A 26,479-nucleotide genomic window follows, 5' to 3' on the forward strand; every position below is an offset into this window, starting at 1 on the left:
GCGAATCCAACTCTGCTCGAATGTCACTTGGACGCCGTTCAGAATTTTAGCGAGCGAACATTTGGAGAACAAGAGCTGCCCATCTTGGCAATTAGGAAAATCACACCTGCAAACCATGGCCTTTTAGTGTTTCGCAAAGTTTCCTGGATTGGACCTAAAGTTCTCTCAATTGTAAAAGGTCTGCTTTCAGCTAGAACCACGTCTCAACTCGGACCTGCAGCGAAAGTCCGTTCTCCGCCGATGCTGTTGAAAAAGTCTTTGTTGCAGCGCGGCAAGTCCTTTGATTCACTTGATTATGAGGGGATTGGAGGATTTCGTCATGATGGGCACCCAAACGGCACCGGCACAGTTGTTCTATGACTTCGATCTGGAGCGTCATGTTCCTTCCGGTCATATGCTTCGCGAGATCGACCGTTTCCTCGACGTGGATGGGATGCGGGAGGCCGTGCGCCCATTCTATAGCCACATGGGGCGTCCCTCGATTGATCCAGAGCTGATCATCCGGATGCTGGTCATCGGTTACGTCATGGGCATCCGGTCGGAACGTCGCCTCTGCGACGAGGTCCATCTGAACCTCGCCTATCGCTGGTTCTGTCGGCTGGGCCTGGAGGGAAAGGTCCCAGATCACTCGACCTTCTCACGCTATCGCCATGGCAAGTTTCGCGACAGCAATCTGCTGCGGCAGGTCTTCGAGGCCACAGTCGAGCGGTGCCTGAGGGAGGATCTTGTCGCGGGCGAAGGTTTCGCTGTCGATGCAAGCCTGATCTCCGCCGATGCCAACAAGGTTCGGTCAATCGCTGCCGAAGACTGGAGCCCGGAGGTCGCGCGTGAGGCCGGGACCCGGGCGGCGCGGGAATACCTGGAGACACTCGACGATGCCGCCTTCGGGGCCGCGTCGCCGGTCCAGCCGAAGTTCGTGGCGAAGTCCGATCCGGCTGCGCAATGGACCCGCGCCGAGGAAAGCCGCCCGTATTTTGCCTATGCCACCAACTACCTGATCGACACCAAGAGTTCGGTGATCATGGATGTCGAAGCCACGAGAGCGATCCGTCAGGCTGAGGTCGGAGCCTCGCGGATCATGCTGGACAGGACGGAGAAGCGGTTCGGCATTCGACCGGATTGGCTGGCGGCCGACACGGCATATGGCAACGCTGAGAACCTTGGATGGCTGGTCGAAAAGCGCAGCATCATCCCCTTCATCCCTGTCATCGATAAATCAGAGCGGACCGATGGCACCTGGTCCAGATCCGACTTCGAATGGGACGAGGCGAATGATCAATACATCTGCCCCGAGGGACACGCCCTCAAGCAATATCGCCGGAACTACTCCGATCCGAACAGGGGTCAGGACACCGGCGGGCGGAAGAAATATCGTGCCTTGAAGGCGACATGTCAGGCCTGTCCATCCAAGGAAGTCTGCTGCCCGAAAGCGGAGGCCCGATACGTCACCCGTGAACCCCATGAGGAAGCACGCGAGTTCGCCCGCGAATGCCGCAAGACCAAGGCCTACAAGGTATCCCGAGACAAGCGGAAGAAGGTGGAGATGCTCTTCGCCCACTTGAAGCGCATCCTCGGCCTGAACCGGCTACGCCTGCGCGGTCCCAATGGTGCCAAAGACGAATTCCTCCTCGCCGCCATCGCCCAGAACCTCCGAAAACTCGCGAAGCTGCGGCCTCAGTGCGCCAACTCGGAGGCCACGGCATGATCTGAGCGGCCAGATAGACGCCTCAAGGCGGCGCGACGGGCGATTGCCCGAACCAAACGGCGACACCCGAGCATGAGGGCAGCCCTCAACGCGTTCTAATGCCGACTTTTTCAACAAAATCCGCCCTTAACGACTGTGGATCCGACCGAAGACCGAACACAGGAAGATCTCAAGCACATATAGTAGTTCTAATAGATGGGGCGGAAGGGTGGTGGCGCTTTAGCGTCCATCACCTAAACAGTTCTGTTCATGCCGCCCGTATAAGTACAGCCATCTGAGCGAACAGCTCAACGAGCAACTCACCGGGTATGCGTGCCGGACCTGCACTTATTTCACGGCACTGAACCCACCAGGGCGGACGACCTGGCGCCTTTGCAGCGATAGCAATCGCTCAAGTCTCTCACACCCCGCGGGGACACCCGGCAAATCTGTATCTTTGTGTCGCTCTGGGTCACCAAAGGGGACGCAAGGCGGGTTTTTGCGCCGTTTGAGCCAATTATACGGCTCTAGTTCAACATATTTCCCAGCGATCGCGCGGTTCGAGAACGCGTTTTCGATGATTTCGCGCTTTTCCGGCGCATCGACGATTTCGTAAAGCAAACAAAGGGTTTTCATGAGTTCGAGAAAATCACGACGGTGTCGTGCGATGTCGCCCAAACTGGGCGCGGCGGCCCGTTCTTCCTTTAGGTCTTGAAGGCGTATGCGTCCTGCTCTTTGGCGGGTACGGTAAATGTCGTTGTCGATTGTTCCCTCCAACAGCAGGTCTGTGAGCCGTTCGAGGCGTTTCTCCTCGTCGGCGATGCGAAGGTCCAGCGACGCGAGGTCTCGTTGAGACTGCGCATCGGCGTCGGTGCTGCACCAGCTTGCTTCCAGCTTCGTTGCGGCATCTCCGGTCAGCATCAGCTTTTGCAGTCGATACCGAATGGCTTCATCCAGACGGTCTTCACGAATGGTGGCCGTGGGGCAATCCGGTTTCTGGCAGCGGTAGTAGCAGTGGCCCTTTTGCAGCTCTGGCGTCATCGGACCCTGGCAATGACCGCAGCGAAATAACCCTCGAAAGAGGTGATTGTGCCGGGTCGTTTTCGGGCCGCACCGGCCTGATTTGATGTCTTGAACCCGTCGAAAGAGACGCGTTGAGATGAGCGGCTCATGGACACCAGCAAACGTCTCGCCCGTGCGCTTGATGGTAATGAGGCCGGTGTAGAAGGTGTTGTTGAGGATGGTCTCGATGCCTCGCAGGGTGAGCGGCTGGTTTTCGTGATTGCGCAGCCCGCGTCGGGTCATCTCGGACTGGAGTGAACGCAACGAGTATTGCCTGCTGGCATAGAGTTCGAATGCTGTGCGGATAAGAAGTGCCTTTGCGGGGTCAGGCACCTTCGGTTTACCTCGCCCAGCATCCAAATACCCGATTGGAGCCCGAAACGGGTACAGACCCTGCTTCAACCGTCCGGTCATTCCTTTGATGGTCTCTTCCCGCAAGTTGAAGATGTAGTCTTCAGCGATAACAGCTTGGAGGTTGGCGGAGAGGCGTCCGCCACGGGTTTCGAAGTCGAGCCCATCGGCGGCAAAGTATGGTTTCACCCCGTATTTTGGCAGTTCGGAAATCAGCGCCCAATCGCGTAGGTTGCGGGCCGAGCGGTCGATTTTGTGCATGACGAGGCCATTGGCATTGCCGTTTTTCAAATGCTTGAGCATCTGGTTGAACACGGGTCGTCCGCGCTTGGCCGCAGTTTCTTTCTCTTCAAACCAATTGGTGATGGTGAGACCGTTCTGACTCGCAAAGGCCGTGATGGCGTCTTTCTGTGCTTCGAGTGATACACCCTCGCCTTGCTTCTGGGTGGACACTCGAATGTATCCAAAGCACTGTTTCATACATCAGTTTTAGGGTTCTCGGACTCTACCATATCCTCAGATTTTGGCGAATCTGGCCATGGCCATTTGCCCTCCGCCATGAGGCGCTCATAGACCCGTTGGCAGAGTTCGAGATGTCGCTGGATGTGTTCGTCTTCGATCATATGGACAGCCTACGTTCGCGCGGTCAGGAGCAATAGTCGCCGCCGGTTGTGCCCGGTCAACTTCGCGACCCCTTAGAGCACCGTGCGCATTGAAAACGCCCGGCTCGGATGTCCCTGATGCAAGAGTCGTACGTAGGCTTGATGGTTCGGCTGGGTGGTCAGCGTCTCCGGCGACACGTCTCCCAATTGGCTGGCCAAGAGCGGCGCATCCAGCGCGCCCAGACGAAAGGCCATCACTGTGCCCACATTCCCCAGAATGCTGGCCAGCACGCCGGGATTGGTTTGTGCGGTGTGCTGCTGCGCCAGCGTGGCAGACAGGCCGTATTTGCGCGTCTCGGCCAGGAGATGGGCAAAGCTTTCGCTGGTGAAGGCATGGAACTCGTCAACGTAAAGATTGAAGGGGTGGCGGTCGCCATGCGCTACAGTGGAGCGGGTGAAAGCGGCGTGCATCAAAGACGATACTAACATCCCACCAATCACATTGGCGAGGTCGCCGCCCAAGCGACCTTTGCCCAAGTTCACAATCACCCCCTGACCGGTATCCATGGCCCGACGAAATCGCAACGGCTCAACTGGCTCACAGAGCGCCCGGCGGACCACCGGATGCGCCAAAAACGCCCCCAGCTTATTCGCAATCGGGGCGACGCCATCAATGGCGGTCTTGTAGTTCATGCGGCCAAACTCTTCGATCCAGAAGGCGCGAACCTGTTCGTCACGCACCTGCGGCAGCACTGTCGCCCGGAAGTCTTTGTTCAGATAGAGCGGCATGATCTGCGTGAGATCGGGCGTCGGCGTATCAAGGAGCGCCAGAATGGCATAGCGCAGCAAGTGCTCCATACGCACACCCCAGGCATCCGCCCATTGGGCTTTCAGCGCCTCGATGAGCCCGGAAGCCACCAGCGGGCGGAGCGCAGGCGAGGTGCGGGTCAGCGGATTGTATCCGTAAGGTGAAGCCGGATCAGCCACATCCCAATAGAGGGCGTCAGGCAGCGCTGTGGCGAGCTCGCTGGCCAGATCCCCATGCGGGTCCAACAGACAGAACCCGATGCCTTGCGCGGCGTCCTGGCGGGCCATCTGACCCAGCAAGGTAGATTTACCGGTGCCGGTCTGCCCAATCACATAGAGATGCGACAGGCGGTCGGATTGGGTAATGCCGAAAGCCCGGTCGCCATACCGATGATAGGCGATCCCAAGCTGAGTGATGGAGGCAGGCTGACGCATGCCAGACAGTGTGCCGCTTGGCAGGTCTGGACCGTAGGCGGCAGGAGTTGCGTCCAGGACAACTGAAGGCAACTACCGGCGCCAGCGCCTCTTGGTAGACTACCTTCAGATTGCTCTTTGAACGCTCGCCTTTCCTGGGCTGTGGCGAACACTTTCGTTCGCCGTGGCCGGAGAAAGGAGAGCAAAGATGACACCAGATACACAAACACCACTGGACGAGATCGGCATGGTGCCGCGTTGCCGGAGCTGCGGCTCAGAACGCGTGGCGCTCGATGCCTGGGCGTGCTGGAACAGCGCAGCCGGGCTCTGGGAGCTCGAAAAGACCTTCGACGACGCCTTTTGTCATGCTTGTGAGGACCAAACCAAGCTGGATTGGTCTCGACCTGACGAGGCACCAACGGAAACGATTCGGACCCTCAACGATGCCTGGCGGTGTCGTGGCGAGGGGCAGGGGCAATTGCTCGTCACAAGCGGCGTGCAGGCGAAAGGCAGCGCCTTCGTCGTTGCCGCCGTTAAGGCCATGCGCGCGTTTAATGACTTTTCGGCAGACAATGATGTCTATCGGGAGCATGATTTTGGCGCGTTTGATCTCAACGGAGAGAAGCTGTTCTTCAAGATCGACTACTATGACCGCAGTCTCAGTGTTGGGTCGGACAATCCGGCCAATCCCACCGAAACAGTGCGGGTGCTGACACTGATGTTGGCCAGTGAGTACTAGAGCAGGTCGCTCCCTACGTTGGGAGCGACTTTTTCTTAAACCAGATCAGACCGTCGCGAAGAGGAAGTCATCTGTCGTGAGCGTGACCGAAGCCGCCATATCGACGCTGAGGAGGCGGACGCTTTCGACTCCATAACTAATGTCAATATGAGCCTGGCCATTGGACTTAATGTCCTTGAGTTCGAAAGTGAGGTCGTCAACGCTTGTTACGCCCCAGGCACTGAGGTCGATCAGGTCGATGCCCGCTTCGTATCCAGACACGGCATCTTTGAACCCATCGCCCGCTTGGAAGACGAAGGTGTCAACGCCGCCATGGCCTGTCATTATCTCCAAGCCGCCAGCGTCATGAATGACATCATCCCCCGTGCCGCCAAACCCGCGGACACCATCGGCTAGGAAGATGATGTCGTTATGGTGACTGCCGGTCATATTCTCGATGTCCACGTAGACATCGCCGAAGGCATTTCCGGTGCTGTTCGCCGCGTCATTCATGTCAATTGTGACGCCGCTGGTAGGCTCGCTATAAGAGACGCCGTCATTGCCGTTCCCGCCATCGTAGAGGTCAGACCCTGCACCTGCGAGGAACGTGTCATTGCCGTCTTCACCAAACACCAAATCATCACCCGCGCCATCAAAAGTCCGGTCGTTCCCGTCCCCGGCGAAGATGCGTTGACCAGTGTCGCCAACCTCTGTGCCATCTGCAGCCGTGAAGTTGTGATCAATGCGGTCATTGCCGGCGGTGCCGAAGAGGTCGGGGTCAGATGCAGCGAACACAAAGCTACTCGATGTGAGATTGGCCGCGTCTGCATCGCTGAGCGTCACGAGCGCCACGCTTTCCCCGCTGTAAGAGATCTGCACGTCGACAAATCCCGCTGTGTCCGTCGGTGTGGTGGCAATCGTGAGTTGGTCAAACCACTGCACACCCCAGGCGGAGAGATCAATGCGGTCCGAGGCGACCTCGAAGTCCGTGATGATATCCTCGGCGCCATCCCCGGCCACCAGGACGAAGACATCCGCACCCGCGCCGCCGGTCATGGTTTCCAGGCCGGACGCGTCGGTGATTTCGTCGTCACCATCACCGCCGAAGCCGGACACGTCGGCGGACAAACGAATGACGTCAGCAAAACCCGTCCGGACCACACGCTCGATGCTATTAAACGTGTCGCCTGCTGCATCGCCGGTGCTGTTTGCAGAATCGAGCAAATCAATTGTCAGACCAGTTGTTGAGCTTGCGTAGGTCAGCTCATCAAGGCCGGTGCCACCGTCATAGTGGTCTGCCCCGGCGCTGGCGAAGAACTGATCATTGCCGCTGTCGCCGTAGGATGCGTCGTTGCCAGCACCGTCATAGATAGCATCGTCGCCAGCGCCGCCATAGATGACATCATCGCCCGCAGCGCCGTCGACAGTATCGTCACCAGTTCCTGCACCCTCAGTCTCAGGGTCCGTGTAGAAGGCCCCGATGACATCATTTCCGTTGGTTCCGTCCACAGAACCCGGTCGCGAAGGAGCTGGGGCTGGAGTGCCGCCCCCATTTGTGAATGCATCGTCAACAAGAGTGGCGAAACCGCTGCCATCGTCTTCCATTGTATAAGAAATGGACCCATTGCCTGATATGACGCCCCCGCTCATGCTCCCACCCGCGATGTAGAAACCGGGTGGGCCCACAAAGCTGGTGAATTCATTGGCATCCAAGGTAGGGAGCCACGTATCCTCGTCGAACGGATTGTATCCTTTGGTGCCATTCAAGGTATAGGCTTCGAATACATGAAAACTCAGGTCGCCGTCTAAGGATTGCACAACCTGAACTGCATCATTGGGGTCGAAGTCTTCGTCCCAGTCGCCGGGAAAACGAAATTCTTCAGGACGAGTCACATATTCAATTAAGACCAGAAGTTCAGCCTCTGCGCCTCTCGTAAATATTTGACCGCTGAACCCGCTGAGGAAGGTCTGCGCATAGTATCCAAACCCACCGTCAAAGCTGACCGTCACCTCTTCGACAACTTCTTCTGGGTCCACTTCTGGAGATGAAATGGTCACCTCCGTCGTAATGCTGCCGGTCGATGGTGCTGTCAGCATATGGAAATCTAGGCTTGGCGGCGCATCATCATTTGGCGGTCCAAAGAGCGGCTCACCATATCCTTCGTAGAAAATTCGATCACCGGCGTCAGGGTTGATGATTACGGCGTCGATGAGTGTCCAGTCGAAACTAGGACCCAAGTCCAGGTCATCGAGGTCGAACGTGTGAAAGTTGTCTTCCGTAAGGCCTTCGATATTGACGACCATGAGCCGGGTGCTTCCCTCGAAGTAAATCTCGTCAGGACCGCTACCGCCCCAAATAACGGCTGTTCCTGGATCTGGAGGACCCTCAGGCCCAAACAGCCCCATTCCAGGGTCATTCTTGATGATTATGGTGTCGTTTCCCGCGCCCCCGGCGAAGTACTCCACCCCACCGTTTGAGGCAGAGACGAACGTATCGTCGTCATCTGTCCCGACTACACCCTCGATGTTGTCGTATGTGTCGCCATCGGCATGACTGCCGGTTCCGGTTCCAGTCGAGAAGTCGACTTCTACGGCACCGCTTGTGCTGGCGAAATAGATGAAGTCCTTGCCAGCGCCCCCGTCCAACGTATCCGCACCAGCGCCTCCGGACAGAAGATTGTTATCCGCGTCGCCGATGACTTCGTCATTCGATCCCGTACCGATGACATTCTCAAAATGGACCGCGCTAAGCACCAGCTCGAGAGTGTCGCCTGCTGACGCGCCGCCGGCGACATGGCCGTTACGGATATCAAAGAATGTCTCGAAGACCCCCGTGATCCCACTCATGTCAAACGTATCGCCGTGGTCTTCGTTGGCCGAAAGCTCTGAGCCATCCGCTGCTTCGCCGCCGGATACTTCAGGAACAGCCACTAATTCAAAGAAGTTGCCATCTATTGAGACTACATTGTCTGAAGAACTGCCGTTGACTTGCTCAACATTCGCAAGCGTATCTTCGCCTCCGGCGGCCTTTCTAACAAAAGTCAAACCTTCGAAGGTCGTAACGTCGAGCGTGCCGGTCTCAGCGAGGTAACTGATCGTATCCTCGCCACCACCTGCGTCCCAATAGTCGTTCCCCACACTTGAAAGAAGTGAATCATCCGCGCCGCCCGTCCTAATGATGTCATCTGACTCGGTGCCTGTTAGGTTGAAGGACGGCGTAAACACCGATACTCGTGGTGAGGTTGGTAATATCGGATTGGTTACAGTTAGCGGAACATCTCCGGTCATGAGGTTCGACCCAGAGCCTGGGAAACCCAATCCCATGTCAAAGATCGTCACGACCGGCTCGGGATTGGGGTTGTAAGGATCTGGCGTCGGTGTCGTAGTGACGACAATGTCAGCCGGTGTGACGGCACCTTCATATTCTGCAAAATCAATTCCTACAGAGTAGAGGAGGGAGTTTATATAGGTATTGCTGTTGAAATCGATATTGTAGGGGAGCTCAACTGGAGGGATCCAATCCATAAAAGTATCGTGAATCTGTTCTAGGATATTCCAAACGTCCGCCGGATCTCTGTTCCCTACGTCAATCGCGGTGGCGGCATACCATCCATCGACACCTGCGTTATAGGTGTTTTCCGGAGCGGTATGTGGCCGTACTGGCTCGAATACCCAATTACCCAAAAACACACTATCCGGAGCCTGCACTTCGATTTCTTGACCACCATAGACGATTTGCAGATGACCAAATCCCGGATTTACGAGAATCTCTTCACCGAAGGATTGCCCCGGATTGATGCGATTCCCCGCTAGAATGAGCTGCCCCATTTTCCACCTACTTTGACCAGATTGAGTTGTTGTTAACGATAACGCGGGTAACGCCGTTCTCCGGCGAATGCCAAACCGTTACCGTTGTCGAGCGAGATAAGCGCGCAAGGCGCTGGCGAGTCCACCAGCCTCCGTAGCGCGCCCCATTTTCTCTCGTATCCCATCGCATAGAGAATTGCGTCAGATCGCCGGTCACTCCGTGGATATGGGCGACGCTTGAAGCATCTCTTTGGAATACGTCCCCAAACCCCTCCTGCGCGAGCCAGGCTTCTATTTCAGAGAGAGTATTCAAGCCAGAGAAGACATGAAAAAGACAGGCTTCAACCTCCCCCTCACTATTGAGATCCCCCCAGTCAAAGGATGCGCTCACGTCAGGCGGCTGCCCCGGGGTGAAACCAGCGCAGTCTTCTGGGGTGCCATAGCGCTCTGCAAGCTCATCCGTAAGCTCATCAGAACGAGCAGGACCTGCTTGCTGTGCAAACGCGCGTAACTCCTTTGATTGTATTTTATCTTCGGCTTGCACGACTTCTGTCACCAGCATCCGCTCGAAGGTAAATAAATCTATTGAAGGGGAAGTGTGCAAAAGAAAATAGAGAAGTCCTATCGACACGATAGAGAACATTGCACGGCTCCTTTTAATTCGATAGTAGAGGGATTTTGTTGCCTGGTGAACCCTGACCTAGCGTCACGATTGCTCTACATTTCACAAATTGTGTTTTCGAGCTAACCTGGAGTTGTCAATTTCACAATGTCAATCCCGCAAGACTCCTGCCACTCACCCGTCATCACCATGGTGTCTTCGGTTGTTCCAACGGCAATCGGGCACGGCTAGCATTCAGGACGGGGATTTTGATACCCTGTTCGGTACGAAGGAATAGAGAACCGCTATAACCACCACTAAAGCGGTATGGTTGCTGCGAAAGGGTTTCACCCTTTCGCTTGTTCAGCAAGGCCATGCCGGCTTGGTGGTTTTCTGGTCTAAGCGTTAGGATCGTGCGCATCACGCAACTGACGGCACCTACCAGCACGGATGGAAGCTCCGTACACTGGGGCTGGCTTTATCAGTTTAAGCACAAACATCATGTCTACCGAGTTCGCACTCGACCTGAGGCTGGCCCGTCGCAAGTCCGGCCTCTCCCTGCGGGACACCGCACATTTACTCAACGTTCACAAAAGCACGCTGTCCGCGTTGGAGACGGGCAAACGCCTGCCCTCCGTAGAACAGGTCTGCCAGTTTTCACTCATCTATGGCCGATCGTTTCAAAGCCTCTTCAATGAGGTCACTGAGGATGCCAAGGCAAAGCTACAAGCGCAGCTGCCGAGCCTGCCCGGGCCCGGCCCCCGCTGGCCGGGCAAGCTGCAGCGTGAGAAGACCCTGACCCGTCTGAGCTCAAGGTTGAGCAATAACGATGCGCGCCATGGAGGGGCTTAGGGTGCTGTCTGTGGCCGTGGCCAGCGGCAAGGTTGGCTATGCCCTCTTTGTTGGTCAGCGGCTTACGGACTGGGGCACCTCGCGCATCGCCGGGCTAAGCCCAACCGTAGCCGTCCGAACCATGAGGAAGTGGCTGGCGCGCTTTGAGCCCGATGTGGTCATCACCGAGGCCATTCCGGGGGAGAGCCGCAAAGGCGACCGTAGCCGCGCCATCACCGCCGCGCTGGCCCGCGTGGCCCGAGACAAGGCCGACCTGCTCGATGTCACCATGGAGCGGGTGCAGGCCTTCCCGAACAAGTATGATGAGGCGGAAGCGCTCGCTATAGAGTTCCCGGAACTGGAGCCGTACCTGCCGAAACGGCGCCGGTTATGGGAGACCGAGTCTCCGCGCACCATCCTGTTTGAGGCCGTGGCGCTCGCGAAACTGCTCTTTGCCGACCCGGCACCCGTGATGGCACGGGCGATGGGGTAGCTCTTTGGCAATCAAGAAAGCCGCGACCCGAAGGTTGCGGTTTTTTCTGCGTTGCATCGGAGTGACTCGAAGGGCTATATCTCCCCGCACGTACTCGAAAAAGAGACTAAGAAGAGACTAAGACACGGTTTGCCCCTATAGCTCAGCTGGTAGAGCATCTGATTTGTAATCAGAGGGTCCGCGGTTCGAGTCCGTGTGGGGGCACCATCCGTTCCTTCCAGTCACCAACGCCGGTACAGGACGCGGTTTTGCTGTCTCCACTGTCCGGATGGGCCTATGCCGTGACGCGAGTATCTCCGAGCCATAAAATCCCGCGACCTGACCTCTAAAGCTCCATTTTCTGCCGCTCTGTGAGCAGATAGTCGAGCCGCGGCAGCTTTCCCGCGCCGCCGATCTGGCCCACGGCGAATGCGCCGCAGGCGATCGCCAGGTCCAGGCATTCCGGCATCGGCTTCCCCTCCAGCCAGGCGCCCAGAAACCCCGCGTTGAACGCATCTCCCGCGCCCGTGGTGTCCACCAGGTCGGCCTTTTGCGCGGGGCGGTGATACCGGGCGGCATCCACCGGGCGTATCTCGGCGCCCTCTGGGCCCTGTTTGACGATGGTCGCCACCCGCGGGGACATCGTGATGCCATTACGGGTCAACTCCCGTGCCTCGGCCTCGTTGGGAAAGAAGAGATCCACCTCGTCGATGATCTCCGACAGGCCGGGTTCCGTCAGGCTGCGTCCGTCCCACGAGCAATCCAGCGACACGGTCATGCCCATGGCGCGGGCCTCGCGGATCAGTTCGGGATGGTCGCGTGCGGTCGTGATCTCGCCCAGATGGAGATGGCGCGCCGCTGGCAGGGGGCCACCCAGCGACAGGGCCGCGCCCGGCCGGCGGGTGACAAAGGCGCGCTCATCCCCGTGAACAAGCGCCGCGGTGATCTGTGGATCGGTTCCCGCAGGGGCGGTATCGCAAAGCGCGCCCACCCGGTTGCTCGCCATTTCCGCCCGCACCACGCTGTCGAAAGGTGCCGCCGGCAGGGTGCCGATCAGTGTGGTCTCGTGGCCAAGGGCCGACAGATAGGCCGCCGTGATATAGGCCCCGCCGCCGGCGCGGAGCGCCAGCCCTTCGGCGAACACCTCGCGGCCTGCCGCCGGCACGTCGTCCAGACGCGTGAAAACCAGATCGCAATAGATCCGTCCGGCCGTCAGAATGCGCAGGGGCGCGTTCATGCAAGCGCCTCTCCGCTTGCGGCATCGAACACATGCAGGTTCCGCACGTCGAGATCGAGTGCGATCCGGTCGCCCGCCACCGGCGGTGTCCGGCCCGAGGCGGACGCGATGATCTCCTTGCCGTCCACATCCACGTAAACCAGCGTTTCCGACCCAAGCGGCTCGGCCACGGAGACGATGCCCGTGAGCACGCCGCCGCTTTCCACCACGTGAAGATCCTCGGGCCGGATGCCGATGGTCAGCGCCTTGCCCTCTGCTCCTGGGCCGGTGGCGAGTGCCGCGCCGGTCCACAAGGTCACGCCCGACGCGGTCCCGCGCCCGTCCAGCAGGTTCATCGACGGCGCGCCGATGAATTGCGCCACGAAGGTGTTCGCGGGCGCGTGATACACCTCGGCTGGGCTGCCGATCTGCTGGATATGCCCGTCCTTCATGATTACGATCCGGTCGGCCATTGTCATCGCCTCGACCTGATCGTGGGTCACGAACACGATCGTACTGCCCACCCTGCGGTGCAGTTTCTTGATTTCCAGCCGCATCTGCGTGCGCAACTGCGCATCGAGATTGGAAAGCGGCTCGTCGAACAGAAACACCGCCGGATCGCGGACCATGGCCCGCCCGATGGCGACCCGCTGACGCTGTCCGCCCGACAACTGGTTGGGTTTCCGGTCCAGATACTCGGTCATGCCCAGAATGCCGGCCACCTCCTCGATCCGCGCTTCTTTCTGCGCGCGGGTCATCTTCGAGGTGCGCAGCCCGAAGGCGATATTCTTGCGCACGGTCATATGCGGATAGATCGCGTAGTTCTGGAATACCATGGCGATGTCGCGGTCCTTTGGTTCCAGATTGTTCACCACCTGCCCGCCGATCTCGACAGTGCCCGAGGTCACTTCCTCGAGCCCCGCGATCATTCGCAGCGTCGTGGATTTGCCGCAGCCCGACGGGCCGACAAAGACAACGAATTCACCGTCCTGCACATCCAGATTGATCGAATGCAGAACCTCGGTCCTGTCATAGGTTTTCACAAGGTCGCGCAGCGCAAGATTGGCCATTTAGCTGGGCTCCGTCAGGGTATGAAAGGCGGCGGTCAGGGCGGCGTCTGCCTCTTCGAGCCGCCGGGCGCGGGTGTCGAGCGTGCTGCGATGGGCCGCGGCATCCCGGGCGTAGCCGTTCAGGGCCGCATCCAGCGCAGACGGGGCGGGGCCGCCGAAGACCGTGCGCCTGGCGATGAAGCTGTCTATCGACACAGCGTCTGCAAAAGCCGTTTCGTCTAATTGGGGATACCGCCCGATCAGGGCATCGAATGCCGCGACAAAGGCGTCATACCCGTCGCTGAGCGGCGCCCCCCGCGCGATGACGCCCTGAGCCGTTATCGCGGCGATCTCATGAGCCTGACGGAAGGACAGGCCTTCGGCGCGCACAAGGGTATCGGCCAGCTCGGTGATGGTCACGCAGGCCGCATCGGCATGGGCGCGCACCCGCGCGGCCCGGATCGTGCAGGCGGGCAGAAGCGCGGTCAGCAAGGCGATCACACGGCCTCCCGTCTCGAAGGCGCCGTAGCCTGCGGCCTGCACCTCGCCCTCGCTGTCGTTCATATCGGTGAAAGGGGTGTTGTGCATCGTCGTCAGCATGGTGTCGCAGCGACCGACGGTAACGCTGGCCAGATGGCGCAGATGTTCGATCGGCACCGGATTGCGCTTTTGCGGCATGATCGAGCTGACCTGCACAAGCGCGTTCGGCACGTAAAGCTGCCCGACCTCGAAGGCAGACCAGAATGCAAGATCCTGCACCACCCGCCCCAGATGCAGAAACGGCAACTTCAGGGCCGAGTACAGCCCGGTGATGTAATCGACACTTGCAATGCAGCCATAGGAGTTCTGCTTGGGCCCTGCAAACCCCAGCAGCCCGGCCACCCGCTCGCGATCAATCGGAAAGCCCGAGGTGGTGATTGCGGCTGCACCCATCGGGCAGAGATCAAGCGCGTCCCGCGCCGCCTCAAGCCGCGTGATATCCGCCAGAAGCACCTCGATCACCGCGGCCAGATAATGGCCGAAGCTCGTGGGTTGGGCGGGTTGCCCGTGGGTATAGGCAACGATCGCCGTTTCCCGCTCGTCCCGTGCCTTGCCGATCAGCGCCTCCGTCAGGTCCAGCAGGGCCGCCAGCATCGCATCGGTGCGGCTGCGCAGCGCCATCTTGAACGCCGTATGGTCGATGTCGTTGCGGGAACGCGCGGTGTGCAGGCTCCCCGCCAGATCGGAGCCCAGACGTTGCTTCAGCTGGTCCTCCACGAAGAAGAAGTAATCTTCATGCTCCCCGGAATAGCTCAGCGCGTCCAGATCGGTATCCGCGTCGATCCGGGCCAGCGCGCCGGCGATGCTGGCCCCGGTTTCGGCATTCAGAATGCCGGTTTCCACGAGCATCACCAGATGCGCCCTGTTGATCCGGGCCATATGGGAGGCGTAATGGGTTTTGACCCCGTCGAAAAGCGGCGCCAGAACCGTGTCGCGGTAGACCGGGTCGGGAAACGTGGAGCAATCCTTCACACGCATATCCTTATCTTTGCTTCATGAACTTGGCGGGAGTGGGAGGAGGTGACCCCGGTTCCCGCCAGCGATTGAGCGTCTGCATATTGTCCCGAGGAGGCCTCATCCCTTCAGCCCCGCCATCACGACGCCGCGAATGATGAAGCGCTGGAAGATCAGGAATACGACCAATGTTGGCAGCGTCGAGATAGCGGCCCCGGTCATGATCAGCTCCCATGCGACATCGGCCTCATCCCCGAAGGAGGAAAGCCCCACCGGCAGCGTGTAGAGCGCCGTATCCGTCGTCGCGATCAGCGGCCAGATGAACGCGGTCCAGTTGCCCAGAAACACGAAGATCGCAAGCGCCGCCAGCGCCGGCTTGACCAGCGGCATCGCCACCGACCACCAGATCTGCAACTCGTTCAGCCCGTCGATCCGCGCGGCCTCCAGAAAATCGTCGGGTACGGTTTCGAAGAACTGTTTCATCAGGAACACACCGAAGGCGGTCATCAGCCCGGGGAACATGATGCCCCAATAGGTATCCAGCCAGCCAAGTTGCTGACTCATCAGATACCACGGGATCACCAGCATTTCGGTCGGGATCATCAGCGTCGACAGGATCGCGATGAAGATCAGGTAGCGGCCGCGGAACTTGAACTTGCACAGCACATAGCCCACCAGACTGTCGAAGATCAGCGTCGAGATCGTGGTCAGCGTCGCGATGATCAGCGAGTTCAGGAACCATGTGTAGAATCGCCCGTCCTCCAGAACATAGGTGTAGTTTTCAAGCGTCGGTTCTTCGGGGATCAGGTTGAGATTGTAGACCTCGAAGGAGTATTTCAGCGAGGTCGAGATCATGTAGACCAGCGGCATCACCATCAGAACGCCGCCCAGAAACAGCAGCGCCCAACGGATGAACTGGGCATAGTTCAGCGGCGGTTTCGGCCGGTCGGGACGCAACAGCGTTTCCGAGGATGGCTTGATCCGGATGTCTTCGGCAATGGCCATCAGCGATCCCTCAGAATGCGAAGCTGCACAAGGCTCACGATCAGCAGGATCACGAACAACACCACGGTCTGGGCCGCTGCCGCCCCCATCTGGCTGCGCCCGCCGAAGGCCGTTTCATAGATCATCAGAACCAGTGGTTTGGTCGAGTTGAGCGGCCCGCCGGGATTGTTGGTGGTCATGTTAAACACGTGATCGAAGATCCGCAGAAACCCGATCGATGAGAACACGACCAGAAAGACGATGGTGGGTTTCAGCAGCGGCAGCGTGATCTCCCACAGCATCGTCCAGTTGGAAACGCCATCGACGCGGGCGGCCTCGTAATAGGTCGGCGGGATCGCGCGGAGCCCTGCCATGAAGATGATGACCTGAAAGCCGAGCCCGGCCCATACGGCGGGGGCCAGAACGGCCGGCAGGGCGATGGAGGTGGATTGCAGGAATTCGATCTGCGGGATACCGAACTGTGCAAGGAAGTTGTTGAACACGCCGATCGGGACCGGTTGATAGAACCAGCGCCAGACCCATGCCATGGCTACGGCCGAGGTCATGAAGGGCAGAAAATAGAGCGCACGGATCGTGCCATGCATGAAGCGCACCTTGTCCAGGTGATAAGCCACGAAAAACGAGATCACGAGGCTGATCGGCGTGCCGATGATCAGATATTCGAACGTGTTGACGAAGACGATCCAGAAGACCGGATCATTCCAGAGATCCACATAATTCTCGAACCCGACCCATTCCCGGCTGCCCAGAAGGTTCCATTCCTGAAAGCTCAGCACAAAGGCGTTGCCGGTAGGGTAGAAGCGCACGACGATGTAGAAAACGATGGGCACGGCCAGAAAGGCCCAGGCCCAGACCACCTGTTTCTGCCGGATGCTCAGCCGGTGCCAGTGGGCCGAAAGACCGGTCCTGGCGGTGGGCGACATGTCGTCTGATTGAGAGGTATCGGCCACGGGTTGCGATCTCCGGCAGGTCAGGAAAAGCAGGGCATGGGCGGGCCCGTCCGCGACGGTGCCCGCCCTTGGGTCCGCGGTCACTCGCCGTAATAGTCGTCCAGCAGGGCCTGTTCGGCTTCGGCAGCGGTGGCGAGGCTGTCGGCGACGGAGGCACCTTGCAGCTGCACCCGCTCCACCATTTCCACCATCAACTGGCGCTGCGCGCTCTCATCGGCAAAGCGTGTGGTGTTGGCATATGCGAGCCCACGGATGAACGGCCCGTAGACCGGATCATTGGCATTCTCGTCGGTCATGCCAACGGCTTGACGTGCAGGCAGTTCTCCCACGACTTCCAGCCAGATCTCCATCGCCTCGGCCGAGGTGATGTAGTCCATGAAGAGGACGGCGGCGTCGTATTTCTCGCCTTCCGCCTGACTGGTGATCGCATTGACCCAGTAGGAGGAGTAATTCGACCGTGTCCCGTCGGGACCGGCCGGAAGCTCCGCCACACCCCAGTTCAGCCCGCGCGTGTCGTTGAGCGCACCGATGCGGAACGAGCCGTCGATATGCATGCCCGCGCGCCCGGCACGGAAGGCCGCTTGCGGTTCATCCATGAACAGCACCTGGGTGACGCCGTGTTCTTCCTGAAGATCGGTGTAGAATTCCAGCGCTGCCCGCCCGGCATCGTCATTATAGGTGACGGTCCGGTAGTCGTCGCTATAGGGGGAGCCGCCGAACTGGCGCACCAGAACCTCGCGGAACCAGTGGTGATCCTGCGCGGTCATGCCGGTGGTGAGGCCTACTTGCGTGATGTTGCCCGCCCCATCGCGCTCGGTCAGCGCGGCGGCGATTTCGACCAGTTCGTCAAGGGTTTCGGGCGGGCCGTCTATGCCCGCGGCTTCGAACAGGCGTTCGTTATAGAACAGCGCAAGGCTGCGCACGGCGGTGGGAAGGGCCCAGTACTGGCCATCCTGCTCCATCGCGGAAACCATCGGGAAGAACTCCGCCTCGATCTCGGCGGGCGAGAAGACATCCGCCGGCAGCGGCTGGATCAGGTCGGCCTCGACGTAATCATTCAACCAGCCGTAGAAGAGTTGCACCACATCGGGGCCTTCGCCCGCCGGGATCGCGGCGGCGACCTGCGTTCTGTAATTGGCGTAGGGGAAATGGGTCATGGTGACCGTGATATCGGGGTTGGCAGCCTCGAAATTCTCGATCAGTTGCTCCATCGCAGTGACGCGGGCATCGAAGAAATACTGCCAGTATTCGATTTCGACCTCTGCCATGGCGGGGGCGGCGGCAAACAGCGCTGCGGCCGAAACGGCGGTCGCGGCGACTGTGGTCCGAAGTCCGGAAAACATTTTTGGAAACTCCCTGTTGTTGTCGGCTTGCGCGAAGCATGCACCGGGTCCGCGATTCGAGCGCGGGGATGATTCAGGATTAAGTCAAACCAATTGAGTTATCAAGCAACTTGAGTTAATCCCGGAGGCATGAGTCTGCCTCTCCTGCCCCCCGGATCGAACGCCGAACGCAGCCGCGCCTATAATCGCGGGCTGGTTCTGGGCCATGTGCGGCGCGCAGGCGCCTCGGGCCGGGCCGAGATTGCGCGTGCATCGGGGCTGAGCACACAGGCGGTGAGCAACATCATCGGAGAGCTCGTGGCGGAGGGCTGGCTGTACGAAGCCGGGCGCCGGACCGGTGGGCGCGGGCTTCCGGCCGTGACTTACGCCATCGACGGGGCGGCGGGCACCGCATTCGGTATCGAGCTGCGCCCCAATGCGGTGCTTTGCGCGCTGATCGATCTGGACGGGCGGGCGCTTTACACGGATCGCGTCGCGGTCTCGCGGGCCGATCCCGGTCATGTCGTCCAGCTGGTGAGCCAGCTTCTCGATCGTGCCCTGTCCAATAGCCGCACAAAAGTCGCGCGGGTCCTCGGCGCGGGCGTCGTGATGCCCGGGCCCTTCGGCAAGACCGGGCTGTCGGGTTTCCTGACCGAACTGCCCGGCTGGGAGGGGCTTGACGCGCAGGCCATGTTTGCCGAGGCGCTGGACATGGCCGTGACCGTCGAAAACGACGCCAACGCGGCCGCCATGGCCGAACGTGTGTCGGGGGTGGCGGCGGGGCTTTCCTCCTATGCGTTTCTTTACTTCGGCACCGGTATCGGCCTCGGGCTCGTGTCCGGGGGCACGATCTTCCGCGGCGCGTTCGGCAATGCGGGCGAAATCGGCCACGTCCCGGCCCCGTTCGAAGGCGGGTTGAGGCCGCTGGAGGAAATCGCCAGCCGGATGGCGCTGACCACGGCCTTGCGGCGCGCGGGCGAAGCAGCGGAAACCGTGACCGATCTCGACCGGCTTTTCGAACAGCGCCACCCGGCGATGATGGCCTGGATCGAGGGCGCGCGCCCGGCCCTGTCCCATGCGGTTCACATCGTCGAGAACCTCTACGATCCCGAAGCGGTGATCATGGGCGGGGCCTTGCCCGCAAGGCTTTTGCAGCATCTGACCGAAACCACGCCGCTGCCTTCTGTGTCGGTCTCCAACCGGGCGGATCGAAACCGCCCGAGGCTTCTGGCCGGCACCGCCGGCCGGATGACCGCGACCCATGGGGCCGCCGCCCTTGTCATCAATCAGACCCTCACGCCCAGCCTTGGGCTGGCCACCTGAAAGACGTGCCGATGCCCACCACCGACCAGTCCCGCATCATGGCGGAAGCCGCCACCCCCCTGATCGCCCGGATCTGGCGCGCGCTTCAGCCGCTTCGCTCGGTTGTCGGGTTCATGAACACGGGCGCCCATCCTGATGACGAAACCTCCGCAATGCTGGCCGTGCTCGGTTTGCGGGACGGCATCAATCTCAGCTTTGCCTGCGCCAACAGGGGCGAGGGCGGGCAGAACGATATCGGGACCGAAGCAGGCTTCGACCTGGGCACCATCCGCACCGCGGAGATGGAGCGCGCCGCCGAGATGCTCGACATGCGCCTCTACTGGCTGGGTCAGTCCCCGGAGGATACGATCACCGATTTCGGGTTTTCGAAATCCGGCGACGAGACGATGGCCCGCTGGGGCCGTGACCGGACGCTGACCCGCTTCGTCCACATCCTGCGGACGGAGCGGCCGGATATCATCTGCCCCACTTTCCTCGACATTCCGGGCCAGCATGGCCACCATCGCGCGATGACATCGGCCGCCCATGAGGCGATGGAGCTTGCCGCCGATCCGGCCTTTACCGGCAGCGATCTGCCGAGCTGGCAGGTCTCGAAGCTGTACCTGCCGGCTTGGTCCGGGGCGGGCGGTTCTTATGACGACGAACTGCCACCGCCCGAAGCCACGCTCACCATCGACGGGCATGGCACGGACCCGGTGCTTGGCGCGAGTTATGCCCGCATCGCGCAGCAATCGCGGGCCTTTCACCGCACGCAGGGCATGGGGCGCTGGATCCCGCCCGGGGCGGAGACCGACTGGCCGCTGCACCTGGCGATCAGCAAGGTCGGTCCCGATCGGGGGGCCATCACCGACAACCTGCCGGGCGATCTGCGGGATCTGGACCCGGCGCTGGAGCCCGCGCAGGCCGCCATCGATGCGGCATTGGCGGCATTTCCGGACCGGGCCGGAATGCTGGCGGCCGCCGCCCGCGCCCATGCAGCGCTGGATCAGGCGCAAACCGATCCGCTCCACGCCCATCGGATTGCCCGGAAACAGGCGCAACTGGCGCGCCTGATGCGGCTCTGTGCCCATCCCGATATTCGCGGGCGGTTGGCCGAACCGAGGCTGACGCCGGGCGAGAGCACGACGCTGGCGGTCGAGCGGCGCACGGCCGATTTCGGGCGCGCGACGCTCACGCCGGTCCTGCCCGACTGGATAGACTGCAATGGCGATGATCTGCGCCTGTCTCAGGCCGCGCGACCGAGCGACCCCTATCCCGACAGCTACGATCCCCTTGCGCCGCGCGCGCCCTCTCTGGCCGTCACGATCGAAACCGACGGGATCGCCGCCACCTCCCACATCGCCCTTGAAACGCCGCTGCTGGTCGGGCCGTCCGCCCGAGCGGACCTGTCGCGCCGCGCCGCAATCCTCAACCTTGCCCGCCCCGGGCGCAACATCGAGTTGAGCGTTTCCAACATCTCCGGCGGCACACCCCGGTTCAATCTTCCGGAGGGCTGGACACAAAGCTGGACCGGTCCGCAGGTTATGCTGGGCGCGCCTAAGGATGTCGCCGAGGGGCTATACAACCTGCCGCTCCTGCTGGACGGGCAGCCGGCCTATGGCATCCGCGTCTTCACCCATGATCATATCGCCCCACGCCTGCGCAGCACCCCGGCGATGCTCAGGCTGCGGATTGCGGATATCGCCGTGCCCAAGGCTCGCATCGGCTATATCGGTGGCGGGAACGACCGCGCGGCGGAATGGCTGGCCGCCATCGGCTGCGACGTGACCGAACTCGGCGATCAGGCACTTGCTTCGGCCGATCCCTTCTCCGGCTACGACACGATCCTGATCGGCGTGTTTGCGATCCGCTTCCGCCCGGTCCTGGCGCGCCACATCCCGGCCCTGCATGACTGGACCCGGAACGGCGGCAATCTTGTCACCCTCTACCACCGGCCGTGGGACAATTGGGATGCGGAAACCACCGCGCCCGCAGCGCTCGAAATAGGTCAGCCTTCGCTGCGCTGGCGCGTCACCGACGAGACCGCGCCGGTCACCCATCTGGTTCCGGACCACCCGCTTCTGACCACCCCGAACCAGATCACGCCGGGCGACTGGGACGGCTGGCACAAGGAGCGCGGGCTCTACTTCGCCAAGTCATGGAACAAGGCCTATATCCCGCTTTTGGCGATGTCCGACCCGGGCGAGGAGCCTCTTCACGGCGCGCTCGTCTCCGCAAGGATCGGGCAGGGGCGGCACACCCATCTGGCCCTGATCCTGCATCACCAGATGGCCCAACTCGTGCCGGGCGCGTTCCGCCTCATGGCCAATATCGTCACCCCGGACTGATCGCGCCCATGCGGGGAAGCTAGTCGGCTTCCTGTCTCGGCGTTTGCTGCACTTTGGCGGCACTATCTTGAGGTTTGAGGGGTCCAGCTCCGCCGGGCGATGCTCCTGGAACTGTCTGGCGTAAGTGGATGAATAATGCTTCACCAACAGTCTCTCCCGGCAAGAAGTTCGCCCGGCAAGAAGTTCGGAAGAAGAATTTCTCAATGAACGCCAGGTCGCCCATCTGATTTGTCAGTCTGTGCGCACCCTTCAGAAGTGGCGCGTCACGGGATATGGTCCAGCGTTCTACAAGCTCGGTCACTCCGTGCGATACTTGCAGTCAGAAGTGATCGCCTGGGCAACAGAGCGCAGGAAGGCGCACACTTCCCAATGACATCGGTAGCTCAAGATCGCGCTGACCGCGCAACCGCGCGTGGCCGCCGCCAGGCGGCGTGCGCGGTGCGTGGTCGGCCGGATGATTGAGCGAAAGGGGGGTCTTGTAACACCCCCTCCATAAATGCCGAAGTGTAAGATATCACAAATGAACGTAGAAACACTCCATGCAGGCTTCGATGGTCTTCGGGTCAATGTCGCGGCGCAGATATCTCGTCAGGTTCGAAATATCCTCGTATCGGCCAAGGAACAGGCCTTGGAGGTGAAATCACCAGTTCCGGTTGCGGTGAAAGACCAGAACCTCACTGGCAACCTAATAGCACGTGCGGTTGCCAGTGAGGTTAAACCCGATGAATTCTGGGACTTCGCGCGCTGACACCTGGCTGACCTGAAACGTCTATCCGACCAACACCGCCTGACCCTTGGACAACGTTTCGCTAAGGCTGAGGGCCGGTATCGGTTTCGGTAGGTTGGGCTTATTTTGTTGAAAAACTCTTCCTTGATCGGGTCGTAAGCGGCTGGTTCAGTTCTCTCAACGAGCGGGAGGATTGGCGATGATGGGACCGAAGCAGGAAGCGCAGGCGGCACTGTTCTACGAGTTTTCGCTGGAGGATCATGTTCCCCAAGATCACCTGCTGCGCTCCATCGATCGGTTCGTCGATCTTGGCAGCATCCGCAAATATCTTGCAGACTTTTACAGCCACACAGGTCGTCCATCGGTTGATCCTGAACTGCTGATCCGGATGCTGTTGGTTGGGTACTGTTTCGGCATCCGCTCGGAGCGGCGGCTGTGTGAAGAGGTCCATCTGAACCTGGCCTATCGCTGGTTTTGTCGCCTCGATCTGACCGACCGTGTGCCTGACCACTCGACTTTTTCGAAGAACCGGCATGGGCGCTTCCGAGAGAGCGAGTTGCTCCGGCATCTCTTCGAAACGACGGTGGCGCGGTGCATCGAAGAAGGTCTCGTCAGCGGCCAGCGCATGGCAATCGACGCGAGCCTGATCGAAGCGGATGCGAACAAACAGAACTCGACGCCCAAGGAAGAATGGAACGCATCGAACATTGATCCAGCCGAAGCACCGCGTGCCGTACGCGAGTATCTCGACACGCTGGATGAAGCCGCGTTCGGTGCGGCGAGCGAGGTGCAGCCGAAGTTCACCTCACATTCCGACCCAGCGAGCCAATGGACCGCGGCACGCAAAGGGCCAGCATTCTTTAGCTATTCCGACAACTACCTGATCGACACGGACCACGGCGTCATCGTCGACGTAGAAGCCACCAGATCAATCCGACAGGCTGAGGTTGGGTCGACCAAGACCATGTTGAAGCGGGTCAAGGAGCGGTTTGATCTGCATCCCGAACGGCTGATCGCCGACACTGCATATGGCACCGGACCGCTTCTGGGTTGGCTGGTAGACCGCCGGATCGCGCCGCACATTCCGGTGTTCGACAAGTCCGGACGCAACGACGGAACCTGGACGCGTGCGGACTTCGAATGGGACGCCGAGAACGATCAATACATCTGCCCGGAAGGACACGCATTGAAGCAGTTCCGGCGCAATTACTCAGATCCGAACCGGGGACCGACCGGCAAGGGCACGTCTCGGTATCGTGCTTTGAAAGAAGTCTGTCAGGTCTGTCCGTCCAAAGCCAAGTGCTGCCCGAACGCCGATGCGCGCAAGATCAGCCGCGAGGAACATGAAGATGCCCGTCAGGATGCCCGCGACATCGCCAAGACCCGCCAATACGAACTCTCAATGAAACTCCGCAAGAAGGTCGAGATGCTATTTGCCCACCTCGAACGCATCCTCGGCTTGGGACGGCTCCGACTACGCGGTCCATGCGGCGCAAACGACGAATTCCTCCTCGCCGCCACCGCCCAGAACCTCCGCAAACTAGCCAAGGTCTTTCCCGCACCGCAGCAAACGCGAAAAGCCTGACCAGAAAGGCGCTCGCACCCAGTTCAGTACGCCCCTTTCTGCGCTCGCAACACGTTGTTTTTCCACAAAATGGGCGGGAAGCGGAACTTCGCTGCAGAAACGAGAGATACAATGGCCAGAGCAGACATTCATCCACAAACCTTGTCAGGGCTCAATAACTTCCTCAGCTCTAAGAGCCGGCCGAGGTAGATGCCTCGCCTGGCAGCGAAACATCCAGCACGAAAACATTGATCCGACCTCGCAGATCGACTGGCAAATGCGCTTCGATTGCAGCTTGAACGCATCGCTGTAATTGTTTGTCCCCATGTCGGCCTCCTCGCCTCAAAGTTAGGGGGCAAAGCGTCTAAAAATCTAGGGGCACCTCAACTCCTTGCCCCGTCAGAACTTCAACCTGTCGCAACTTCGTGACAATTTCCTTGGGCTTCGGTCGCTTGTTGGCCATGTGTTTCCTCCGTTTTCCTAAACATAGCGGACACGCAGAACGTCAATGTCCTTAGAAGGACAGTCTTTAACCAAAGCTTAGTTTCTGTGACGCAGTCTATTTGATGAAAATCCAACCGGAAGGTGTGATCCTTGGAACCCGAAGAAGCAACATTTGACACCGAAGACCTAGCCTACTTCCCGTACTCCGCTGCGGAGGTGGCAGCAATTGCCGGATTGGCACGTCCCGTCATGCGACAGCGAGCAAATCATTTATTGATCGAACGATCCGTTCCAAACCGCTTGAGAGAGCACGCGGAGTTCGCGTTCAGCAACTTCTACGACATACTTGCTGCTGTATACTTGGAAGTTGTCTTTGCCCCTCTCGCCGATGTGCCTGCCGACAGTGCTACGGTCGGAGACGCAGTGACAACTGTTGCCGTCGGTCTGATGTATGAGCATCCGACACTAACAAGTGACAACGTCGAAGTAGCCGCGCTCTATATTGTAGACGCTATGGCACATATGCTGAGAGATACGATCATGCGCTTGCAGACCGTAGACCCTCGCTCCGCGAACAACTACTTCGCAGCAGGCGTTGGGAGCTCCCTGCACCAGTCGGTGACACTTGCATTGTCCATCTTCATCGGGCGAAGGTCAGGCCCACTACTTAGGGACCCCTGCATGACGAACGCAACCGCGCCAACAGTCTACTCTGAGCCGTGTGAGAGCTAATTACGGCTTGGCGGTAGGCTCGTCAGCATGTATCGCTGCACGATTCTCAGCGAATCGTGATGTAGGCTCAAACCGCGGCATGACGACGAAGCCGGAAACCAAGTGCAGTTGAGATATCAGCGACAAAAATCTTGGAGGCAATGCCGGGTTACTCCCTGCAAGCATCCGAGGTCCAGCTCCACTCAACCTCTGTCGTTGCGAGCATAAGTCTTTCTTGACGCACAGGATTTGTGCGGCGCCATTGGCGGCTTTCCGCTGAAAGGGGCCAATTCACGCAAATTTCAGCCGAACGGTGCGGGACATTCGTCCGCATTAACGCGCCGTTAAGAAATTGGATGATTTCTTGTTTGGGAAACAAAAGGCGGTTTTTCAGATGATTGAACATTTCGAATACTTGATCCGTATCGAGACCGCGTTGATCGCCGCTCGGGTGGAGGGGTTCTCCAACACGGAAAAGGCATTGCAGCAAATGCTTAGCTCTGTAAGGGAGGCTGCAAGCAAGGAGGCAGTCGATAGAGCCGCACATGCACAAAACTGATGGGCGCCCTCCATATCGTTGCCCCTGTCGTATCAAACTAGCTTTACCCTGGGTCGACGTTAAGACTGAATTAACCGAGTTGGCCTGAAACTGCCCTGTGGACAGTTTATGGGACAGACAGATGAAACCATCTGATATTATCTTAGATGCCGTCGCCAACATTGCAGACTACGAAGAAGAACACAACACAAGGGGCCTGGTATCCGGACTTGAGGGAGTACTTGCCGCTTTCTGCATCGACAGTGGCATGAGCGAACGAGAGGCGCGCAAAGAGATCAATCTGCGCATATTGAAGGCCCGTCAGGCAAGATGAAGACTTAGGGTCAGGACTCATAGCCAGTAAATGACGAGTGCGGCGAGAGCGATGGCTGACAGGAAGACCTTCGGGCATCGGTCGTAGCGGGTTGCCACGCGTCTCCAATCCTTGAGCCTGCCGAAC

22 protein-coding genes, 1 tRNA gene and 1 pseudogene are annotated in these 26,479 nt (G+C 59.6%); 13 read left to right on the forward strand and 11 right to left on the reverse strand.

What is annotated here, in order from left to right; all coding sequences use genetic code 11:
* Positions 1 to 27: 27 nt before the first annotated feature.
* Both D9R08_RS18880 and D9R08_RS06715 read left to right on the forward strand, forming a co-directional pair.
* Entirely contained in the window at positions 28 to 360 is a 333-nt protein-coding gene (locus D9R08_RS18880) for a hypothetical protein (protein WP_147450631.1), read from the forward strand.
* Complete coding sequence (locus tag D9R08_RS06715) at positions 320 to 1,705, forward strand: IS1182 family transposase (RefSeq protein WP_121897309.1); 1,386 nt, start codon at positions 320 to 322, stop codon at positions 1,703 to 1,705. Before D9R08_RS18880 ends, D9R08_RS06715 begins: the two co-directional genes overlap by 41 nt.
* A gap of 327 nt (positions 1,706 to 2,032) precedes the next feature.
* On the opposite strand, the gene D9R08_RS06720 is transcribed toward D9R08_RS06715, so the two are convergent.
* On the reverse strand, positions 2,033 to 3,577 hold the full coding sequence (locus D9R08_RS06720) for a recombinase family protein (RefSeq protein WP_121897234.1): 1,545 nt from the start codon (positions 3,575 to 3,577) through the stop codon (positions 2,033 to 2,035).
* 215 nt (positions 3,578 to 3,792) lie between these two features.
* On the reverse strand, positions 3,793 to 4,941 hold the full coding sequence (locus tag D9R08_RS06725) for a type IV secretory system conjugative DNA transfer family protein (RefSeq protein ID WP_121897235.1): 1,149 nt from the start codon (positions 4,939 to 4,941) through the stop codon (positions 3,793 to 3,795).
* A 187-nt stretch (positions 4,942 to 5,128) separates the two neighbouring features.
* Between D9R08_RS06725 and D9R08_RS06730 the strand changes: the two genes are divergently transcribed.
* On the forward strand, positions 5,129 to 5,659 hold the full coding sequence (locus D9R08_RS06730; RefSeq protein ID WP_233557308.1) for a DUF3768 domain-containing protein: 531 nt from the start codon (positions 5,129 to 5,131) through the stop codon (positions 5,657 to 5,659).
* A 45-nt stretch (positions 5,660 to 5,704) separates the two neighbouring features.
* Here D9R08_RS06730 and D9R08_RS06735 read toward each other — a convergent pair whose 3' ends face one another.
* Together D9R08_RS06735 and D9R08_RS06740 are read right to left on the reverse strand one after the other, a co-directional pair.
* Positions 5,705 to 9,466, reverse strand: a complete 3,762-nt coding sequence (locus D9R08_RS06735) for a calcium-binding protein (protein ID WP_147450632.1) — start codon at positions 9,464 to 9,466, stop codon at positions 5,705 to 5,707.
* Positions 9,467 to 9,473: 7 nt separating this feature from the next.
* Positions 9,474 to 10,088, reverse strand: a complete 615-nt coding sequence (locus tag D9R08_RS06740) for a hypothetical protein (protein WP_121897237.1) — start codon at positions 10,086 to 10,088, stop codon at positions 9,474 to 9,476.
* Positions 10,089 to 10,547: 459 nt separating this feature from the next.
* Here D9R08_RS06740 and D9R08_RS06745 point away from each other — a divergent pair, with 459 nt between their 5' ends.
* The 3 genes from D9R08_RS06745 to D9R08_RS06755 all read left to right on the forward strand — a co-directional run bounded on the left by D9R08_RS06745 (position 10,548) and on the right by D9R08_RS06755 (position 11,577).
* Positions 10,548 to 10,898 (forward strand): helix-turn-helix transcriptional regulator, encoded by a 351-nt coding sequence (locus D9R08_RS06745; RefSeq protein ID WP_158598945.1) that lies wholly within the window; start codon positions 10,548 to 10,550, stop codon positions 10,896 to 10,898.
* Between the two features lie 121 nt (positions 10,899 to 11,019).
* A complete protein-coding gene (locus D9R08_RS06750; RefSeq protein ID WP_233557309.1) occupies positions 11,020 to 11,370 on the forward strand; it encodes a hypothetical protein in 351 nt (116 codons plus the stop codon).
* A gap of 131 nt (positions 11,371 to 11,501) precedes the next feature.
* Positions 11,502 to 11,577: transfer RNA gene (locus D9R08_RS06755), tRNA-Thr, on the forward strand.
* A gap of 118 nt (positions 11,578 to 11,695) precedes the next feature.
* Here D9R08_RS06755 and D9R08_RS06760 read toward each other — a convergent pair.
* The 6 genes from D9R08_RS06760 to D9R08_RS06785 all read right to left on the reverse strand — a co-directional run bounded on the left by D9R08_RS06760 (position 11,696) and on the right by D9R08_RS06785 (position 18,406).
* Positions 11,696 to 12,586, reverse strand: coding sequence for a carbohydrate kinase family protein (locus D9R08_RS06760; protein WP_121897240.1), 891 nt, complete (start codon positions 12,584 to 12,586; stop codon positions 11,696 to 11,698).
* On the reverse strand, positions 12,583 to 13,635 hold the full coding sequence (locus D9R08_RS06765; RefSeq protein ID WP_121897241.1) for an ABC transporter ATP-binding protein: 1,053 nt from the start codon (positions 13,633 to 13,635) through the stop codon (positions 12,583 to 12,585). Before D9R08_RS06765 ends, D9R08_RS06760 begins: the two co-directional genes overlap by 4 nt.
* Positions 13,636 to 15,132, reverse strand: coding sequence for an argininosuccinate lyase (argH, locus tag D9R08_RS06770; RefSeq protein WP_233557311.1), 1,497 nt, complete (start codon positions 15,130 to 15,132; stop codon positions 13,636 to 13,638).
* A 96-nt stretch (positions 15,133 to 15,228) separates the two neighbouring features.
* Positions 15,229 to 16,113 (reverse strand): carbohydrate ABC transporter permease, encoded by an 885-nt coding sequence (locus tag D9R08_RS06775; protein ID WP_121897242.1) that lies wholly within the window; start codon positions 16,111 to 16,113, stop codon positions 15,229 to 15,231.
* Positions 16,113 to 17,147 carry a carbohydrate ABC transporter permease gene (locus tag D9R08_RS06780; RefSeq protein ID WP_233557312.1) on the reverse strand — a complete coding sequence of 345 codons (1,035 nt, stop codon included), beginning with the start codon at positions 17,145 to 17,147 and terminating at the stop codon, positions 16,113 to 16,115. The genes D9R08_RS06775 and D9R08_RS06780 overlap by 1 nt, the downstream gene beginning before the upstream one ends.
* Positions 17,144 to 18,406, reverse strand: coding sequence for an extracellular solute-binding protein (locus tag D9R08_RS06785; protein ID WP_121897243.1), 1,263 nt, complete (start codon positions 18,404 to 18,406; stop codon positions 17,144 to 17,146). The genes D9R08_RS06780 and D9R08_RS06785 overlap by 4 nt, the downstream gene beginning before the upstream one ends.
* Positions 18,407 to 18,535: 129 nt before the next feature.
* Here D9R08_RS06785 and D9R08_RS06790 point away from each other — a divergent pair, with 129 nt between their 5' ends.
* From D9R08_RS06790 to D9R08_RS06825, 7 genes are all read left to right on the forward strand, one after another.
* Positions 18,536 to 19,708, forward strand: a complete 1,173-nt coding sequence (locus tag D9R08_RS06790; RefSeq protein ID WP_121897244.1) for an ROK family transcriptional regulator — start codon at positions 18,536 to 18,538, stop codon at positions 19,706 to 19,708.
* 11 nt (positions 19,709 to 19,719) lie between these two features.
* Positions 19,720 to 22,035: a PIG-L family deacetylase gene (locus D9R08_RS06795; protein WP_121897245.1), complete on the forward strand. Its 2,316-nt coding sequence runs from the start codon at positions 19,720 to 19,722 to the stop codon at positions 22,033 to 22,035.
* 520 nt (positions 22,036 to 22,555) lie between these two features.
* Positions 22,556 to 22,783 carry a hypothetical protein gene (locus D9R08_RS06805; RefSeq protein ID WP_121897247.1) on the forward strand — a complete coding sequence of 76 codons (228 nt, stop codon included), beginning with the start codon at positions 22,556 to 22,558 and terminating at the stop codon, positions 22,781 to 22,783.
* Positions 22,784 to 22,961: 178 nt separating this feature from the next.
* Positions 22,962 to 24,347, forward strand: a complete 1,386-nt coding sequence (locus tag D9R08_RS06810) for an IS1182 family transposase (protein WP_121897248.1) — start codon at positions 22,962 to 22,964, stop codon at positions 24,345 to 24,347.
* A 573-nt stretch (positions 24,348 to 24,920) separates the two neighbouring features.
* Positions 24,921 to 25,502 carry a hypothetical protein gene (locus tag D9R08_RS19375; RefSeq protein WP_147450633.1) on the forward strand — a complete coding sequence of 194 codons (582 nt, stop codon included), beginning with the start codon at positions 24,921 to 24,923 and terminating at the stop codon, positions 25,500 to 25,502.
* 373 nt (positions 25,503 to 25,875) lie between these two features.
* The gene (locus D9R08_RS19095) at positions 25,876 to 26,040 is read left to right on the forward strand and encodes a hypothetical protein (protein WP_233557314.1); all 165 of its coding nucleotides are present in this window, start codon (positions 25,876 to 25,878) and stop codon (positions 26,038 to 26,040) included.
* A 121-nt stretch (positions 26,041 to 26,161) separates the two neighbouring features.
* A complete protein-coding gene (locus tag D9R08_RS06825; RefSeq protein ID WP_121897251.1) occupies positions 26,162 to 26,353 on the forward strand; it encodes a hypothetical protein in 192 nt (63 codons plus the stop codon).
* A 17-nt stretch (positions 26,354 to 26,370) separates the two neighbouring features.
* On the opposite strand, the pseudogene D9R08_RS06830 reads toward D9R08_RS06825, so the two are convergent.
* Positions 26,371 to 26,479: pseudogene (locus D9R08_RS06830) on the reverse strand (IS5/IS1182 family transposase); the annotation flags it as partial.

It is taken from the genome of Rhodophyticola porphyridii (assembly GCF_003688285.1).
GTDB classification, from domain to species: Bacteria; Pseudomonadota; Alphaproteobacteria; order Rhodobacterales; family Rhodobacteraceae; genus Rhodophyticola; species Rhodophyticola porphyridii.

Bases quoted from the DNA above. Each gene is read 5' to 3' on its own strand.
- D9R08_RS06740 (WP_121897237.1), bottom strand. From the start codon at position 10,088: ATGTTCTCTATCGTGTCGATAGGACTTCTCTATTTTCTTTTGCACACT.
- D9R08_RS06765 (WP_121897241.1), bottom strand. From the start codon at position 13,635: ATGGCCAATCTTGCGCTGCGCGACCTTGTGAAAACCTATGACAGGACC.
- D9R08_RS06785 (WP_121897243.1), bottom strand. From the start codon at position 18,406: ATGTTTTCCGGACTTCGGACCACAGTCGCCGCGACCGCCGTTTCGGCC.
- D9R08_RS06825 (WP_121897251.1), top strand. From the start codon at position 26,162: ATGAAACCATCTGATATTATCTTAGATGCCGTCGCCAACATTGCAGAC.
- D9R08_RS06805 (WP_121897247.1), top strand. From the start codon at position 22,556: ATGAACGTAGAAACACTCCATGCAGGCTTCGATGGTCTTCGGGTCAAT.
- D9R08_RS06720 (WP_121897234.1), bottom strand. From the start codon at position 3,577: ATGAAACAGTGCTTTGGATACATTCGAGTGTCCACCCAGAAGCAAGGC.
- D9R08_RS06730 (WP_233557308.1), top strand. From the start codon at position 5,129: ATGACACCAGATACACAAACACCACTGGACGAGATCGGCATGGTGCCG.
- D9R08_RS19095 (WP_233557314.1), top strand. From the start codon at position 25,876: ATGATTGAACATTTCGAATACTTGATCCGTATCGAGACCGCGTTGATC.
- D9R08_RS06715 (WP_121897309.1), top strand. From the start codon at position 320: ATGATGGGCACCCAAACGGCACCGGCACAGTTGTTCTATGACTTCGAT.
- D9R08_RS06735 (WP_147450632.1), bottom strand. From the start codon at position 9,466: ATGGGGCAGCTCATTCTAGCGGGGAATCGCATCAATCCGGGGCAATCC.
- D9R08_RS06725 (WP_121897235.1), bottom strand. From the start codon at position 4,941: ATGCGTCAGCCTGCCTCCATCACTCAGCTTGGGATCGCCTATCATCGG.
- D9R08_RS06795 (WP_121897245.1), top strand. From the start codon at position 19,720: ATGCCCACCACCGACCAGTCCCGCATCATGGCGGAAGCCGCCACCCCC.
- argH (WP_233557311.1), bottom strand. From the start codon at position 15,132: ATGCGTGTGAAGGATTGCTCCACGTTTCCCGACCCGGTCTACCGCGAC.
- D9R08_RS06775 (WP_121897242.1), bottom strand. From the start codon at position 16,113: ATGGCCATTGCCGAAGACATCCGGATCAAGCCATCCTCGGAAACGCTG.
- D9R08_RS06810 (WP_121897248.1), top strand. From the start codon at position 22,962: ATGATGGGACCGAAGCAGGAAGCGCAGGCGGCACTGTTCTACGAGTTT.
- D9R08_RS06745 (WP_158598945.1), top strand. From the start codon at position 10,548: ATGTCTACCGAGTTCGCACTCGACCTGAGGCTGGCCCGTCGCAAGTCC.
- D9R08_RS06750 (WP_233557309.1), top strand. From the start codon at position 11,020: ATGAGGAAGTGGCTGGCGCGCTTTGAGCCCGATGTGGTCATCACCGAG.
- D9R08_RS06790 (WP_121897244.1), top strand. From the start codon at position 18,536: ATGAGTCTGCCTCTCCTGCCCCCCGGATCGAACGCCGAACGCAGCCGC.
- D9R08_RS06760 (WP_121897240.1), bottom strand. From the start codon at position 12,586: ATGAACGCGCCCCTGCGCATTCTGACGGCCGGACGGATCTATTGCGAT.